The 13416-nt window shown below is 69.5% G+C and carries 18 protein-coding genes; 9 read left to right on the top strand and 9 right to left on the bottom strand.

The genetic code is table 11. The annotated features are described in order from the left end of the window. Window positions 1–5 precede the first annotated feature (5 nt). Complete coding sequence (locus ACZ7BZ_RS22100) at window positions 6–977, bottom strand: SDR family NAD(P)-dependent oxidoreductase (RefSeq protein WP_470359771.1); 972 nt, start codon at window positions 975–977, stop codon at window positions 6–8. A 66-nt stretch (window positions 978–1043) separates the two neighbouring features. Between ACZ7BZ_RS22100 and ACZ7BZ_RS22095 the strand changes: the two genes are divergently transcribed. Next, the gene (locus ACZ7BZ_RS22095; protein WP_470359770.1) at window positions 1044–1616 is read left to right on the top strand and encodes a TetR/AcrR family transcriptional regulator; all 573 of its coding nucleotides are present in this window, start codon (window positions 1044–1046) and stop codon (window positions 1614–1616) included. Between the two features lie 381 nt (window positions 1617–1997). Further along, complete coding sequence (locus ACZ7BZ_RS22090; RefSeq protein ID WP_470359769.1) at window positions 1998–2399, top strand: helix-turn-helix domain-containing protein; 402 nt, start codon at window positions 1998–2000, stop codon at window positions 2397–2399. Between the two features lie 70 nt (window positions 2400–2469). On the opposite strand, the gene ACZ7BZ_RS22085 is transcribed toward ACZ7BZ_RS22090, so the two are convergent. The 6 genes from ACZ7BZ_RS22085 to ACZ7BZ_RS22060 form a co-directional block, all read right to left on the bottom strand. After that, window positions 2470–3072 carry a ClpP family protease gene (locus ACZ7BZ_RS22085; RefSeq protein ID WP_465740523.1) on the bottom strand — a complete coding sequence of 201 codons (603 nt, stop codon included), beginning with the start codon at window positions 3070–3072 and terminating at the stop codon, window positions 2470–2472. Window position 3073: 1 nt separating this feature from the next. Further along, window positions 3074–3712: a ClpP family protease gene (locus ACZ7BZ_RS22080; RefSeq protein WP_470359768.1), complete on the bottom strand. Its 639-nt coding sequence runs from the start codon at window positions 3710–3712 to the stop codon at window positions 3074–3076. Between the two features lie 116 nt (window positions 3713–3828). Further along, a protein-coding gene (locus ACZ7BZ_RS22075; protein ID WP_470359967.1) for an IS5 family transposase occupies window positions 3829–4616 on the bottom strand; the annotation gives its coding sequence in 2 pieces (ribosomal slippage) (window positions 3829–4301 and window positions 4301–4616; 789 coding nt in all). Between the two features lie 92 nt (window positions 4617–4708). After that, entirely contained in the window at window positions 4709–5602 is an 894-nt protein-coding gene (locus tag ACZ7BZ_RS22070; protein ID WP_470359767.1) for a phosphorothioated DNA-binding restriction endonuclease, read from the bottom strand. 14 nt (window positions 5603–5616) lie between these two features. Beyond that, a complete protein-coding gene (locus ACZ7BZ_RS22065) occupies window positions 5617–5814 on the bottom strand; it encodes a DUF397 domain-containing protein (RefSeq protein WP_470359766.1) in 198 nt (65 codons plus the stop codon). An 11-nt stretch (window positions 5815–5825) separates the two neighbouring features. Next, window positions 5826–6677 (bottom strand): helix-turn-helix domain-containing protein, encoded by an 852-nt coding sequence (locus tag ACZ7BZ_RS22060; RefSeq protein ID WP_470359765.1) that lies wholly within the window; start codon window positions 6675–6677, stop codon window positions 5826–5828. 150 nt (window positions 6678–6827) lie between these two features. Between ACZ7BZ_RS22060 and ACZ7BZ_RS22055 the strand changes: the two genes are divergently transcribed. The 7 genes from ACZ7BZ_RS22055 to ACZ7BZ_RS22025 all read left to right on the top strand — a co-directional run bounded on the left by ACZ7BZ_RS22055 (window position 6828) and on the right by ACZ7BZ_RS22025 (window position 10921). Next, window positions 6828–7154 (top strand): hypothetical protein, encoded by a 327-nt coding sequence (locus ACZ7BZ_RS22055; protein ID WP_470359764.1) that lies wholly within the window; start codon window positions 6828–6830, stop codon window positions 7152–7154. A gap of 114 nt (window positions 7155–7268) precedes the next feature. Further along, window positions 7269–7538, top strand: coding sequence for a hypothetical protein (locus ACZ7BZ_RS22050; RefSeq protein WP_470359763.1), 270 nt, complete (start codon window positions 7269–7271; stop codon window positions 7536–7538). Beyond that, on the top strand, window positions 7507–8043 hold the full coding sequence (locus ACZ7BZ_RS22045; RefSeq protein ID WP_470359762.1) for a DUF6879 family protein: 537 nt from the start codon (window positions 7507–7509) through the stop codon (window positions 8041–8043). Before ACZ7BZ_RS22050 ends, ACZ7BZ_RS22045 begins: the two co-directional genes overlap by 32 nt. A gap of 27 nt (window positions 8044–8070) precedes the next feature. Next, window positions 8071–8922 carry a helix-turn-helix domain-containing protein gene (locus ACZ7BZ_RS22040; protein WP_470359761.1) on the top strand — a complete coding sequence of 284 codons (852 nt, stop codon included), beginning with the start codon at window positions 8071–8073 and terminating at the stop codon, window positions 8920–8922. A 111-nt stretch (window positions 8923–9033) separates the two neighbouring features. Then, entirely contained in the window at window positions 9034–9165 is a 132-nt protein-coding gene (locus tag ACZ7BZ_RS22035; protein ID WP_380455740.1) for a hypothetical protein, read from the top strand. Then, window positions 9165–10340, top strand: coding sequence for a methyltransferase domain-containing protein (locus tag ACZ7BZ_RS22030; protein WP_470359760.1), 1176 nt, complete (start codon window positions 9165–9167; stop codon window positions 10338–10340). The genes ACZ7BZ_RS22035 and ACZ7BZ_RS22030 overlap by 1 nt, the downstream gene beginning before the upstream one ends. Before the next feature lie 86 nt (window positions 10341–10426). Continuing rightward, window positions 10427–10921: a hypothetical protein gene (locus ACZ7BZ_RS22025; protein ID WP_470359759.1), complete on the top strand. Its 495-nt coding sequence runs from the start codon at window positions 10427–10429 to the stop codon at window positions 10919–10921. A 269-nt stretch (window positions 10922–11190) separates the two neighbouring features. Here ACZ7BZ_RS22025 and ACZ7BZ_RS22020 read toward each other — a convergent pair whose 3' ends face one another. Together ACZ7BZ_RS22020 and ACZ7BZ_RS22015 are read right to left on the bottom strand one after the other, a co-directional pair. Beyond that, entirely contained in the window at window positions 11191–12804 is a 1614-nt protein-coding gene (locus ACZ7BZ_RS22020) for a purple acid phosphatase family protein (protein WP_470359758.1), read from the bottom strand. Window positions 12805–12921: 117 nt separating this feature from the next. Continuing rightward, on the bottom strand, window positions 12922–13416 hold a 495-nt coding region (locus tag ACZ7BZ_RS22015; RefSeq protein ID WP_470359757.1), incomplete at its 5' end, for a phosphorylase family protein.

The raw sequence follows: 13416 nt of genomic DNA, 5'->3' as shown, positions 1-13416 counted from the left end.
GGAGATCAGGTGCTGAGCAGGTCGGTCGAGACCGCCCAGAGGCGCTTGGCGAGAGCGGGATCGAGTGCCCACTCCTTGACACCGTGCGGGTGTTGCGCGAGGTCGGCGTCGTTCGGCACGGTGTAGGCCTCCTGCGAATCATCGAGGTAGTGGCCTCCGGAGTGGGCGAACTGCGGGGCGACGGCCGCGACCATCGTGGTGGCGGCTCCCTGCTGGAGCGTCTTGTACGTGAAGACTCCGGCGGCCTCGGCCGCATCGAGTGAGCGCTTCTGTTGCGCGGTGAAGTTCCGCTGCAGGCCCGTCGCGACACCACCGGGATTCACCGCATTGGCGACGATGCCATCGGACGCCCACAGGCGGGTCGCCTCGACGGCGAACAGGGAGTTCGCCGTCTTCGAACGGGCGTAGGCGATCCGCGGATCGTAGCGGCGCCGCTCGAAGTGGAGGTCGTCGAAGTCGACGCCGGAACGCATGTGCGCCGTCGAACTGACCGAGACGATCCGTGCCCCGTCGCGCTCGGACGCTCCGAGGGCCAAGGCGTCGTGCAGGCCGACGGCGAGGGCGAGATGACCCAGGTGGTTTGTCGCGAACTGCAACTCCCAACCTTCGCGGGTTCGTTCGAGGCCGCCCGTCACCACGCCCGCGTTGTTGATCAGCAGATGAAGCGGGCCGCTCCACGCCTCGACGAAGGACGCGACGGTGGCCCTGTCGGCGAGGTCCAGCCGGACAACCCGTGGACGGATCCGTCCGGTCGAGTTCTCGATCGTTGCGGCGACGGCGTCACCCGCGGCCGTGTTCCGCACGGCGAGTGTCACCCGTGCCCCGGCCGCGGTCAACGCGCGAGCCGTCTCGACCCCGATTCCGGAGGAAGCTCCCGTCACGATCGCCCGGACACCGGTGAGGTCAACGTCCCGCACCACCTCGGCGGCCGTGGTCGCGGCGGTGAAGGAGGTGGAGAGAGGTTCGCGAGCTGCCATGATTCCGATGCTATACACGCTTTACTGAAGTTGTATAGCAAGACTCCTGCCCTCTACGATCGCCCCATGAACAGCCCCGAGGCCGGCCCCCTGGCATCACCGACCACCGAGACCGACCGTCGGACCACGGTTTTGGACTCCGCCCTGGCCACCTTCGCTCGATTCGGCTACCGGAAGACCTCGATGGAGGAAGTGGCGCGGGCGGCACACATCTCCCGCCCAGGGCTCTACTTCCTCTTCTCCTCTAAAGAAGCCCTGTTCCGTGCGGCGGTCACCCAAGCACTGGAACGCGACATCGCGGCGGTCGAACACGTCCTGAGCGATGTCGACCGCCCGCTTCCGCAACGTCTCCTCGAAGCCTTCGACCGATGGGCGGGCCGCTACGTCGGCCCGATGGCCCGCGATGTCGCCGTGGTCGTCGAGGACAACCCCGACCTCCTCGGAGAGATCGCGCGGACCGCCCCACGGCGTTTCGAGGAGCTGATCACGGACGCGATCGCCGTCGACTCGGGCCAGAAGCGGGCCGCCCTCGTAGCGCAGACGATGATCAGCACATCGATCGGCCTCAAGCACCAGGCCGAGTCGCGGGAGTTCTACCTCGAACGCCTGAAGGTCGCCGTCGATCTCCTGGTGCACTGAAGGCATGCGGCACGCCGCACACCCAGAGCCGGCACCTACGGTCCCAGCGAACACTCGGCCGACGGTGGCAGGAGCGACGAGAAGGCCGCCTGCGAAGCGACACCAAACCGCCTGCGCGAGGCAAAGACCCGCACGCCGCACGCGAAGCGGTGAGATCGCGACAACACGGATGGGACCGAGTGAGAACCCGCCATCTGCAGTGCGACAGGACACCACCTTCGCCAAGTTCACCGAGACGGACGAGGCCGAACTCGCCACGCTGACCGATACGGGACATCGGCCTGCCGCAGCAGCGGCCAAAGGCCGCTCGGTGCGCACGACTTCACCCAGGGCAGAACTCCGCCCCCTTCCCCCGGGGCCCCGGATCCCTAGGCTGAAGGGGTGAGCACTCAAGCGCCGAACGAAGCCCGCGTCATCCCGCTGCGCCCGCAGACCCCGCCGCCGCATTCCGGCCCGGGTCCCCAACCCGCCGCCCCCAAGGAACCGCTCTGGCGTGACCTGGTCGGCGACGTACTGCGGCGCGAACGGCTCGCCCAGGAGCGCACGTTGAAGGACGTCGCGGAGGAGGCCCGGATCTCCATGCCGTACCTGTCCGAGCTGGAGCGCGGACGCAAGGAGGCCTCCTCCGAGGTGCTCTCGGCCGCCGCCAGGGCCCTCGGACTCGGCCTCGGCGACCTCCTCTCGCTCGCCCAGGACGAACTGGTCCGGCACGCCCGCAGCCGGCCGGCCCACCGCCGCACGGCTCCGTCGGCGCGGACCAACGGCCTCTGCCTGGCCGCCTGAACGGACCGGCGGCCGGTACACCCCCGTGGTACCGGCCACCGGTCACGCGCCGGGAATCACGCACCGGGGATCAGCCGAACGCCAGCCGCCGGCTCAGCACCTCGTCCGCGAGCCCGTACCCGACGGCCTCCTCGGCGGTGAGCACCTTCTCCCGGTCCATGTCCGCGCGCAGCGTCGCGACGTCGTGCCCCGTGTGCCGGGACAGCACCTCCTCCACCTGGGAGCGGATCCGCACCATCTCCTTGGCCGCGAGGGTGAGGTCGGAGACCATCCCCTGCCGCCCGCCGCTGGCCGGCTGCCCGAGCAGCACCCGCGCGTGCTGGAGCACGAACCGCCGCCCGGGATCCCCGCCGGCCAGCAGCACCGCCGCCGTCGACGCCGCCTGGCCGACGCAGAACGTCGAGATCGGCGCCTGCACGAAGGTCATCGTGTCGTAGATCGCCATCAGCGAAGTGAACGATCCCCCGGGCGAGTTGAGGTAGATCGAGATCTCGCGCTCCGGGTTCTCCGACTCCAGGTGCAGGAGCTGGGCGATGACCACGTTCGCGACCCCGTCATCGATGTCGGTGCCGAGGAAGATGATCCGCTCGTTCAGCAGCCGGCTGAACACGTCGTAGGACCGCTCACCCTGCGCGGTCCGCTCGATCACGTACGGAACCGTGTACGACCCCATGTCAGAGCCCCATCCGTCGCCGCGACGAGGCCGGGCGGATGTCGGCCACCGACTCCACCACCCGGTCCACCAGCCCGTACTCCACTGCCTGCTCCGCCGTGAACCAGCGGTCCCGGTCGCCGTCCCGGGCGATCGTCTCCTCGCTCTGCCCGGTGTGCTCGGCGGTGATCCGCTCGATGGTCCGCTTGGTGAACTCCAGGTTCTCCGCCTGGATCTCGATGTCCGCAGCCGTACCGCCGATCCCCGCCGACGGCTGGTGCATCATGATCCGCGCGTTCGGCAGCGCCAACCGCTTGCCGCGTGCCCCCACCGTGAGCAGGAACTGCCCCATGCTGGCCGCGAACCCCATCGCCAGCGTCGACACGTCGTTCGGGATCAGCCGCATGGTGTCGAAGATGGCCAGCCCCGCCGACACCGACCCGCCCGGGCTGTTGACGTACAGGCCGATGTCACTGCGCGGGTCCTCCGCCGACAGCAGCATGAGCTGCGCGCACACCCGGTTCGCCGACACGTCGTCGACCTGCGTGCCGAGCAACACGATGCGCTGGGCGAGCAGTTGGGCGGCGAGATGGTCGTCGAAGGCACTCGGCGCCGTCTCCCCCTGCCCCGCCCGGGGCAACAACGTACTGAGCGAAGTCATCTGCTCCTCCTTGTCGAGCCGTTGACTCCACTCTCACCCCGCACCGCCCCCCGGATGCCGTGCATCTGCCCGCCGCAGATTCGCCGAGGGCAGAGCGCTACGAACTCGTAACACGATCACCGGTCTTGGGCGTTGAGGCGTCGCCAGCAGATGACCGCCCAGGCGAGTGAGACGAAGGCGTTGTGGAGGGCGAGGCGTCGTTCCCAGCGGACGGCGAGGCGCTTGAACTGGTGGAGGGGGGCGAAGGTCTGCTCGACGACGTAGCGGAGCTTGCCGAGACCGATGATGTCCCGAGATCCTTTGCGGGAGATGACCGGCAGGATCCGGCGTTTGCGCAGCTCGCGACGGTTGGGGTTGCTGTCGTAGCCCTTGTCGCCGAGCAGGGCGTCCGGGCGCTTGCGGGGGCCGCCGACCTGGCCGGCGACCGGCGCGATGCCGTCGACCAGGGTGAGGGTCTGGGTGACGTCGTTGACGTTGGCGGTGGTGATCACGTGGAACGGGATACCTCCGCCGTCGCCGATCAGGTGGTGTTTGCTGCCGGTCTTGCGGCGGTCGACCGGCGATGGGCCGGTTGCCTCACCCCTTTTTTCTCGCGCACGTGGGAGGCGTCCACGCACGCGCGCGTCCAGTCGATCAGTCCGGCCGCGTTCAACTCGGCCAGGAGTATGCGGTGCAGGGCCTCGAACACACCGGCCTCCTGCCAGCGGCCGAGCCGCCGCCAGCAGGTCTGCCCGGAGCCGAAGCCCAGCTCCAGCGGCAACTGCTGCCAGGTGATGCCGGTGTAGAGCACGAACAGGATGCCCTGCAGGCACCGCCGGTCGTCCACGGGGCGCGGGCTCGGCGAGCGCTCCGGCCAGGCCCGCAGCAGCGGCTCGATCCGGGCCCACAGCTCGTCGTCCACGATCCACGGTTTGTTGCTCACGCCATCACGAACAGACGGATCGTCACATCGGTCACGTCCCACCAGCAACGATCAGCAAGATCGTGTTACGAGTTCTAACCGTGCACCAGGCGCGGCGCCCCGCGGAAAACCCCCCTCGTGTGCCACTCCCGGTGCCGGTCCGCCACCGGCGGGACCCCTGGCTGCGGGCCGATCACCGGCCGTCCGGCGAGGTTCAGCACCTGCTGTCGACTCGCCTCGCTGCGGCCGACGAACCACTGCGAGACGAGGATCCGACGCCCCTCCCCCAGGCCCAGGACGCCCTTGTCGAAGAGCTTGTGGTGCAGCGAACAGAGACACAGGCCGTTGTCGACCTCGTCCGGCCCGTCGTGCGACCACCAGCGCACGTGGGCGGCCTCCAGGCCGACCGTGCTCGCGCCGATGGCACCGTCGTAGCCGCAGAACGCGCACCGGAACTCGTAGGCGGTGAGTACCAGTTCCCGCATCCGCCGGTCCCGCTGCCGCCGGGCGGCGACGAGGGCGGCGGCCGCCTCGGTCTGCTCCAGGTCGAGACCGACCGCCTCGCACAGGTCGGCGTGCAGGGAGGAGGGGAAGTGCGCATCCAGCACCACCCTGGCCATCCGCCCCAAAAGGGCCGGCTCCCGCCCGAGCGCCAGGCGCAGCTCCGCCGCGAGCCGGCCCGTCGCCCCACTGGACCGGAGCACCCCGACCCCGCTCCCGGGACTCCCCGGGCCGTCGTCGGTCCGGACCTCCCACACCCCGTCAGTGACCATGTGGTGGAACGGATAGCCGGGAGTGGTCGGATTCGACGGCCCGTACTCGACGAGCAGCCGCCTGAGCTCCTCCTCCACCGCGCTGTAGCGCAGTTCCCCGTCGCTGTCCTCCTGGTAGCGGCCGAGGGCGTACAGCAGCAACAACGGCTTGTGCGGTGCCCGGACGCCGCTCTTCGTCCAGCGCCTCAGGTTCGCCACCCGCTCCAGCCAGTCCATGGGTGCCAGGGTAGCTACGGGGCCAGGTGGTCGAACTCCCCGGCCTTGATCCCGCGCAGGAGGGCGTGGAGCCGGTCGGAGGTGGTCGTGATGACGACCTCGGGTTCGTCACTCTCGCGGATCTTGACGGCACGCTCGGGAGCCGCGGCAAGACAGATGCAGTTCGCGGACTCAGAGCTGTAACTGGACTTCTGCCAGTTGATTACCGCCACGGCGTCTCCCCTCAGGTGTCCTTCTCGATACGGGCAATGAGATCACGTGACTCCTCGGGACTGAGGGCCCGGTCTTCCATGATGTCCAGGACCTTCTGGTACTTCACCAGTTGCGCATGGGCATCGAGGAACTCGGAGCCGTGATACGTATCGAGCTGCACGGTGTCGAGTTGGGGCACGACTGCGGAGCAGTAGACGATGGACTGCCCGGAGCCAGGGAACGTGCCGGAACCAAAGGGGATCACGCGCACTGTGATGTTCTCGCGAGTACTCGCCTCGATGAGGTGCCGGTGCTGCGCCCGGGCTACGACCGGCCCACCGAACTCCATCCGCAGGGCCGCCTCATGGACGATCACAGTGAGCGGAATCGCCCGCTGACCGTATAGCACCGCCTGCCGCTTGATGCGATAGGAGACCCGATGCTCCACCTCGGGCGGCGACAGAGGAGGGAACGTGTCCCTGAAGATCGCACGAGCGTGGTCAAGTGTCTGAAGGAGGCCGGGAATGTGAATCACCGAGGCGATACGCATCGCCGTGGCATGGTGTTCCGTTTCGGCAAGATCGAGCATGTTCGGCGACAGGATGTCACGGTACTCCTCCCACCATTCCCGAGTCCGCCTCCCGGTCATGCCGGCGAGGGCCTCGATCAGGCTCTGGTCCGTACACGTGTACGCGCGAGCGAACGCGCGCACACGCTCCGCGCTCACCGCGTACCGACCCGCTTCGATCCGGCTCATGTGGCCCTGATTCACACCGACCAGAGCTGCAGCCGCAGTTGAGGTGAGCCCAGCCCTTTCGCGGAGTTTCCGCAGTTCAAACCCAAGACGCTGCTGCCGCAGCGTCGGGGCACCGCTCGACGACATCGCGATCCTCCCATTCACCACCAAGAGTGAAATAGCAAGCCTTCAATAGCCAGCATGGAAACTATGCCATGTTAGCGCTACGGTATGAAACGGGCCGGTCACAAAACGTGCTGGCCACGCTTCAACCATGTCTTGAGGCTGGAGACTTCCGTGACCGCTACGCCCCCGCCGAACCCCGACCGGTCCTTCGACCAGGAGCTGTGCGAACTCGTGCTCGACACCGCACCCCGGCTCTTCGCCGTCGTCCAGATGTGCGGCGCCAGCAGTGCGGACGCCGACGGGTGGGTGGCAGCCTGGGGGCTCTCCGACCCCAACGGGCCGACCCACGTGATCACCCTCGACGGCCGGACCCGCTTGACCCTCGCCTCACCCGAGCGCGCCCTCCGCCACTTCACCCGCCACCCGGGCCTCACCGCCCGCCTGATCTGGCTCACCCACCCGGACACCGCCGCCCTGGACCACCCCGAAGCCGCCTGACGGCCGCCCACCGCGTTGGCCGGATCGGCCCTGTCGAGCGACCTCGACCACCCGGCAGGCTGGACCTGCACGACCACGCAAATCCACGCAAGTGACCTGGCACTGGAGAGCATCGTGGATCTACGGTTCATCGGAATGGACCCGAACACCGGCGGCGAGGGCTCGCCCACGGTGTGGGTGGACGAGGAGACGGCCGACCTGGTGGTCCAGGCCGAAGAGGCCGACGAACTATTGAAGGCACTGGTGGGCAAGGCGGAGTGGGTAGCCGGGCACGCGGTCGGAATCCCGGCCCACGAGAAGGTGTTCCGCATTCCCGCCCGCATGGTGCCGATCTTGAGGGAGGCATGTGATCGTGCGGAACGCCGCGCCGAAGAGCTTCGCTGAGCTGCTGGCCGACACCCGGCACTCGGCCGTCCACCTGGAGATGCGCGACTCCTATGCGGTGGGCGACGAAGTGCAGGAGTTCGACGAGTTCCGGCGCACCGGCCATGTGAACCTCGACCCGACCGCACGGTGGTGGCCCGAGTGGCTCGGCACCGTGCATGAGGCCGTCGACAGGGGTGTCGTGATGCGCCGGGCCCGGATCGTCTCGCAACCCGTGACGGACTACATCCGCTGGGAACACGCCTCCACGCCACTGAACATCGGCGCCGGCGAGCTGGTGCGGTGGCTGCCGCGCCGCTTCGCCTTCGACCTCGCATTGCCCGGCACCGACTTCTGGCTGTTCGACGAACGTCTGGTCCAGTTCCACAACTGGACGGGAGCCGGAGACTGGCACCCCGAGGAACCCAAGGTGTGGAGCGACGACCCGGCGACGATCAAGCTGTGTGCCGACGCGTTCGAGCAGGTGTGGCAGCGCGCCACCCCCCACAAGCAGTTCTCCGTCTGACTCTCTCACCCACCGGAATGACAGCTCATGCCCGCTTCCCCGTCCTCCAGCGCCCAAGGTGCTCGTGAAGCGCTCGCGGTGCGCCTGACGCACCTCCGCAAGGACGCCGGGATCAACGGGCGCGAGCTGTCGGCCCGGTGCGGCTGGCACCCCGCCAAGACCACCCGCATCCAGAAGGGCGAGACCCAGCCCACCGACGCCGACATCCGCGCGTGGTGCGCGGCCTGCGGGGCCGACGACCAGGTGGACGACCTGATCGCCACCGCTCGCGCCGTGGACTCGATGTACCTGGAATGGCGTCGCCTGCACCGGAACGGCATGCGCAGGACCCAGGAGGACTTCTATACCCGCCATGAGCGGACCAGCCTGGTGCGCGCCTACGTCTCCAACGTCGTCCCCGGCTTCCTCCAGACGCCGGCCTACGCAACGGCACTGCTGACCTCCATCACACGCTTCCAGAACACCCCGGACGACGTCACCGAGGCCGTGGCCGCCCGGATCGCCCGCAGTCGGTTCCTGTACGAGGGGCACCGCAGGTTCGTGGTGCTGATCGAGGAGTGGGTATTGCGCTCGCGCATCGCGCCACCGGAGGCCATGGTCGGCCAGCTGCGCCATCTGCTGGCCGTGATGCCGCTGCCGTCTCTCTCGCTGGGCGTGATCCCCTCCACCGCGCAGCGGGAGGGCACTTGGCCGTTGGAGGCGTACTACGTCTACGACGACCGGCGGGCCCTGGTGGAGACGCTGACGGCCGAGATCAACATCACACAGCCACGCGAGGTCGCCGACTATCTCAAGGCGTTTCGGGATCTGGCGGCCGTGGCCGTCCACGGCGACGCAGCACGGCAGTTGATCGATTCGGCGATCAGCACGATCGGGTGAATCTCCGCAACTTCCAGCAACTCCTTTGATTCGCACGGCGCTTGCTCGGCACCGTGGTTTCTGCGAGCCCGCCGGCTCCAGCCACCACAACGACCGAGTAGGAGAACCCCCATGGGAGACCAGAACAAGGGCGGCCCGAACGACGGCAGCGGAGGGCAGCACGCCAAGCCCGGCGGTCCCGTGATCGGCCCGAAGCCCAGTCCTGACGGCCAGGGCCCCGACAAGGGCGGCAAGCACCGCTGATGACGGACGACCAGCACTCTGCGGAGCAGGCCGCCATGCGCGACCTGCTCCGAGCCGTCAGCGACGTCCTCGGTCACGACGTGGCCCCCGAGTGGATCAAGGCCGCCGACGCGGCCCCGCGCCATGCCTTCCTCCCCGACCGCATCTGGCTCGACCGCGACGGGACCTACCGCAATGTGGACCGCCGCGACGACGCCGACGCCTGGTTGGCCAGCGCCCTGGCCAACGAGCCGGTGGTGACCCAGCTCAACGACGGTGCCGTACCCGACGACCCCTCGCAGGCGTGGCCGTCCAGTTCGTCCTCCGCCCCCTCGGTCGTCTTCCGGATGCTCGAACTGCTCGACCTGCGACCGGGCGTGCGGGTGCTGGAGATCGGCACCGGGACCGGGTGGACCTCTGCCCTCATGTCCCACCGCCTGGGCGACGCCAACGTCACCACGATCGAGGTGGACCCGGCTCTGGCCCTGAGCGCCCGCGTGGCACTCAAGGAGGCCGGGTTCGGCCCCGAGGTGGTCTGCGGAGACGGGGCGCTCGGGTGGGGCCGGCACGCCCCCTACGACCGTGTGGTGTCCACCTGCTCCGTACGCCGCATCCCCACCCGGTGGATCGGTCAGACCAAGCCCGGCGGCGTCATCCTCACTCCGTGGGACAACCCGTGGATCTGCTGGGGCCTGCTACGGCTCACCGTCGGCGGGGACGGGGTGGCGGTCGGCAGGTACCTGCCGGTCAGCTCGTTCATGCTCATGCGCACCCAGCGCCAGGACCTGGAGATCTACGGCGACGTGGTGAAGGAGGGCCATACCCCGCAGGTGTCCGCCACCACCCTGCCGCGCCGCGGGGTGGTGTGGGGGGATGCGGCGTTCGCCATCGGACACCGCATCGGCGACATCTGGTACGCCTGGCAGGACAGCCCGATCGACGGGGTGGCGGACCGGCTCTGGATCGCCACCACGGACCGCACCTCGTGGGCGGCCGTGGACCACGACGGCGGCGAGCACGACGTGTTCACGGTGCGGCAGCACGGTCCGCGTCGCCTGTGGGACGAGATCGAACAGGCGCACTCGTGGTGGGAGGGAAACGACTCCCCCGGACCGGAGCGGTTCGGCCTCACCGTCACCCCCGAAGGTCACCGGGCCTGGTTGGACGACCCGGCGGGCTCCTGGCCGTTGCCGTGACGAATCGCACCGATCACCTGCGCCCGCCCACCCCTCTCGCTAGCGTGAGGACCAGGACCGTCCCGGGCGAGAGGTAAGGCACTGACATGGCGTCTCGCCGACTCGGGCGTTGGGTGCTGGGGGCGTTCCTCACTGTGTGCGTGCTGATCACCGTGGGGTGCGTCTGGTGGATAGTGACGGCGTTCCTCCGGTTCGGCCAGCAGCCGGAGGGCGACACCGCCCGCGCGGAGCGGCTGGCGGGCCTGGACCGGGAGCAGCATCCCCACAAGGGGCGGTACTACCATCCGACGAATGCCGTGCTGGCGCGAGCCGCCGACGGCTCGCGCGTCGCCTACCTGCGCTACGAGGTCGGTGGCGGCGAGGGTGCCGACGTCGAGGACTTCCTCTCCACCTACGACCTGCCGCAGCCCGGCGCCGCCGCCCCGCTGCCGGAGGACCTCAGATCAGCGCTGCCGGGCGCGAAGCCGGCGGAGGGCGCGCTGGTGACAGAGGGGCGGGCCGGGCGGCAGGTCTTCGTCGCGCCGTGGCCCTCCGGCCGCAGGGGCGCCGCCGACATCTACGTCCGGGCCACCGGCACCTGAGAGCGCCCGCGCAGGAAGTCGGACGGGCGACTCTGCTGGCAAAGTCGATTTGCCGGGTATGTCGCAGCGAGCAATTCGTGACAAATAATCTGGAAGTACCCGTCTCGGGGTCTCATATTGTGAGACAAATCTGGCGCAATACCACAGATCCAGCCCTCGACTTTGCCAGCAGAGTCGACGGGCCGACTTCCTGCGCAGGGGCGCCGGCCGATGCCGCCGGGGACGGGCCCGCCGCACCGGAACGGCGCGACGGGCCCAGCAGGGGTCGGCTACCGCCGGGCGGCGGCACGCTCGCCCTGGGAGTTCTCGTCCTCGCCCTGGTCGTCCTCGCCCTGGTCGTCCCCGCCCCAGCCGTCGCTGCGGTCCCGGTACAGCGTGAACCGGTCGTACAGCACCGGCGTCGGCACCGGGTTCGCGGCGGTGGCCGGCACCGAGTGGTAGTAGGAGACCGTGATGGTGGTGCGGCCGCCGGGCACCAGCCCCGGGTCGACGTCGAACACGGCGACGCCGTACGGGTACTTGGTGTCCGGGTCGGTGACGGCGGACCAGTGGGCCTTCTCCTTGGCGTCCGGGTCGGCCTTGAAGGTGAGCCGCTGGGTGCGGACGGCGGCCTCGCGGACGCCGTCCGGACCGACCGGCAGGTAGACGTCGTCGTGGCCGGCGGTGCCGCCACCGCCGAGGATGAGGTGGACGGTGCCCTCGGAGGTGTCGATCTGCCGCAGGTCGTCGTCCACGACGGCGGGGGTGAGCAGCCCGCCCGGCTCGGTGCCGCGGACGGGGTGGGTGCGCTCGTAGTCGTGGTCGTGTCCGGCCAGCACCAGGTCGACGGAGTAGCGGTCGAGCAGCGGCAGCAGCTTCTCCCGGATGCCCATGTCGCCGCCGTGGCTGGCGGCGGAGGAGGACATCGCGAACTGGTGCAGGTTGACGACGATCCAGTCGACCGCGCTCCCGCTCCTGGCCCGGGACAGCACCCGCTCCAGCCAACGGAGTTGGGCACCATCGCTGTAGTCGCTGATGTAGATCGACTGCCCGGTGGCCGGGTCGAGGCTGGCGTCGTCCTCGACGGCGATCTCGTTGCCGTCCAGGCTGACGAACAGCACCGAACCGACCTGGAAGCCGTACCAGTTGCCGCAGTGGTCGCGGGTGCCGTTGTCGGGCAGCTCGAAGCGGGTGAGGTAGGAGGCGTACCCGAGGTCGCCGCCGCCCGCCTCGACCTCGTGGTTGCCGGGGGCCGGCATCCAGGGCCGGTTGGCGGCGGACCCGGCCATGTTGTTCATGAACGCGTTCCAGGCCTGCGGCTGGAGTTGCGGGTTGTTGTTGGCGTACGCGAGGTCGCCGTTGAGCAGGTGGAACAGCGGGTTGAACTGTTCGACCTGGCGGACGGCGGCGGCGCCGTGGATCGACGACTTCTTGAACACGTTGTCGCCGGTGCCGAGGTCGCCGAAGCTGGTGAACCGGAAGGCGGCGCGGCCGCGGGCGGGCGCGGTGCGGAAGGTGCCGCGGACGGGCTCGGCCCCGTCGTGCAGCACCTCGTAGACGTACGTGGTGTCGGGGCGCAGCCCGTCCAGCCGGGCGTGGTGGGTGAAGGTCTCGACCTTGTTGAGCCCGTCGACGTAGCTGCGGCTGCGCGCGTCGACGGTGCGGCCGGCGCCGCCGCGCGGGGTGCCGATGCGCACCCGGGGGCGCTGCACCGATGCGGCGGTGGCCCAGGAGACGGTCATCTGACGGGACGGCTCGTTGCCCCACTGGAGGTGGATCTGCTCCGGTCCGGGGGTGCCGGCGACGGCCGGCTGGGTCCACAGCAGGGTGGAGGCGGGCACGGCGGTCAGCGCGCCGACCGCCGTGCCCGTCCGAAGGATCGTTCTGCGAGAGGGGTGTGCCATGCCGGAACCTCCTGGCTATGAGAAACGCCGAGGAGGCTCCCAGCCGGGGGATACGTCCACCCCACGTCCACGTGTGGGGAAGGCGAACGGGAGCCGAACGCTGCTCCGGGCGGGGAGTCAGCCCGCGACCACACCCGGCAGTCCGGTGGTCACGCCGTCCAGTGCGTGCGAGCAGACGCAGTCCCGCTCGGCGGGCAGGGCCTCCAGGGCCTTGAACAGCACCGTGCGCAGTCGGTCGACGTTGCCCGCGAAGACCTCCAGCACCTCCGCGTGGGTCACCCCGTCCCCGCTCCCGACACCGGCGTCGTGGTCGGTGACCAGAGCCAACGAGCTGTAGCAGAGCCCGAGTTCACGCGCCAGGACGGCCTCCGGGTGCCCGGTCATCCCGACCACCGACCAGCCGTTCGCGGTGAACCAGCGCGACTCCGCCCGGGTCGAGAACCGCGGACCCTCGATCACCACCAGCGTCCCGCCGTCCACCGGCTCCCAGCCCGCCGAACGCGCCGCCCCCAGCACTGCCCGCCGCCCCGCCGGACAGTACGGATCCGCCATCGACACGTGCACCACCCCCGGCACCGAACCGTCCGGCAACGCCCGCCCGTCGTAGAAGGT

The organism is Kitasatospora sp. NPDC036934 (assembly GCF_055608425.1).
Note: the sequence above shows the minus strand (reverse complement) of the source record. Positions and strands in the feature narration are given on the sequence as shown.

Excerpts from the sequence above, each read along its gene's own strand:
- ACZ7BZ_RS22095 (WP_470359770.1), top strand. The coding sequence starts at position 1,044 with ATGAACAGCCCCGAGGCCGGCCCCCTGGCATCACCGACCACCGAGACC.
- ACZ7BZ_RS22030 (WP_470359760.1), top strand. The coding sequence starts at position 9,165 with ATGACGGACGACCAGCACTCTGCGGAGCAGGCCGCCATGCGCGACCTG.
- ACZ7BZ_RS22035 (WP_380455740.1), top strand. The coding sequence starts at position 9,034 with ATGGGAGACCAGAACAAGGGCGGCCCGAACGACGGCAGCGGAGGGCAG.
- ACZ7BZ_RS22020 (WP_470359758.1), bottom strand. The coding sequence starts at position 12,804 with ATGGCACACCCCTCTCGCAGAACGATCCTTCGGACGGGCACGGCGGTC.
- ACZ7BZ_RS22060 (WP_470359765.1), bottom strand. The coding sequence starts at position 6,677 with ATGTCGTCGAGCGGTGCCCCGACGCTGCGGCAGCAGCGTCTTGGGTTT.
- ACZ7BZ_RS22070 (WP_470359767.1), bottom strand. The coding sequence starts at position 5,602 with ATGGACTGGCTGGAGCGGGTGGCGAACCTGAGGCGCTGGACGAAGAGC.
- ACZ7BZ_RS22100 (WP_470359771.1), bottom strand. The coding sequence starts at position 977 with ATGGCAGCTCGCGAACCTCTCTCCACCTCCTTCACCGCCGCGACCACG.
- ACZ7BZ_RS22040 (WP_470359761.1), top strand. The coding sequence starts at position 8,071 with ATGCCCGCTTCCCCGTCCTCCAGCGCCCAAGGTGCTCGTGAAGCGCTC.
- ACZ7BZ_RS22085 (WP_465740523.1), bottom strand. The coding sequence starts at position 3,072 with ATGGGGTCGTACACGGTTCCGTACGTGATCGAGCGGACCGCGCAGGGT.
- ACZ7BZ_RS22025 (WP_470359759.1), top strand. The coding sequence starts at position 10,427 with ATGGCGTCTCGCCGACTCGGGCGTTGGGTGCTGGGGGCGTTCCTCACT.
- ACZ7BZ_RS22080 (WP_470359768.1), bottom strand. The coding sequence starts at position 3,712 with ATGACTTCGCTCAGTACGTTGTTGCCCCGGGCGGGGCAGGGGGAGACG.